This is a genomic window from Vibrio sp. 1978, from assembly GCF_033344345.1.
In genome coordinates, this window is record NZ_JAWPOP010000201.1 from 1 (window position 1) to 952 (window position 952).

Annotated in this window: 1 protein-coding gene and 1 pseudogene; both read right to left on the bottom strand. The window is 48.6% G+C overall.

Annotation, left to right across the window (positions count from 1 at the left end):
• Window positions 1–25: 25 nt before the first annotated feature.
• The gene (locus R8N49_RS25500) at window positions 26–526 is read right to left on the bottom strand and encodes a hypothetical protein (RefSeq protein ID WP_000793769.1); all 501 of its coding nucleotides are present in this window, start codon (window positions 524–526) and stop codon (window positions 26–28) included.
• A gap of 90 nt (window positions 527–616) precedes the next feature.
• Window positions 617–952: pseudogene (locus tag R8N49_RS25505) on the bottom strand (hypothetical protein); the annotation flags it as partial.

Here is a 952-nt window from a genome sequence, read left to right on the forward strand (position 1 = left end):
GTTCGCCCCTGGTTAGGGATTAAGATCAAGCGTTATCTGCATACCACCAGCTAAGGCGATTGCAATCACGAAAGAAGGTTGCTTCATCAGGAGCCTTCATCATGACCACATCACCTTCGCAGTAGGTGCATAGCTCAAGCGTTGCTTCATTTTTCCAAAAGGCACTGCACCCCGATTCTTGATACACAACCTCCCATTTGGGATGTCGCAAGTACCGATGGAAGAAATCGAGAGTGTCACCATAAGGGAAGTTGAAGCGCTCCATCACTGAACCATTTTCTGTCAGTTCAGGTTTAACCTTGCCGGTTTTCAAGCGCTTCTTGATGATGCGCTGAACCCAACGAAGTCGTGCAAACAGCCGATTGGTGTCTTTCTCGTACCACTGGGGATTACGCTTGCTCCAGTAGAGCTTGGCGAAGATTTCCCCGGACAAATCCTTCATCTGGTTTTCGTTGAGCTCATCAAGAAAACGTCGAGAAGGTTTGTCGTAGTCAAGAACTGCTTCCAAAGCTGATAGGTTTTTCATAGGGACTCCTTATTGCGATTGCGGAGCCCCGTCCCCTCAGGGCTATCGGAGCCCCATAGGGTTAATTAGGGTTAATGGTTGAACGGCGATTTATCGAGGGTTGGTGAATCGAATGGCTTTACCAACGAAATCGGCCATCAGTCGATTCCCAGTAGAGCTGAAATAGCTCTGCCACTCTTTCCAACCACCAACGGATTCCACCGAGCTTGGAGACTCGAAGATACCCCAGATACGCATTTCACAACCTCGTTGCAACACTCGGTTTACCTGGTCAACCAAGTATTCCTTGTTCTGCAATGAAGAGAGGTTGCAAGGCATCTGCATGATCAGCTTTTCAGCTTGCTCGAAGTCGATTTTTTCAATCAACCCCGTGCGGGTATCCACAGAGAATGGAACCACCTGTTGACCGTGGTTAGACCACAACCA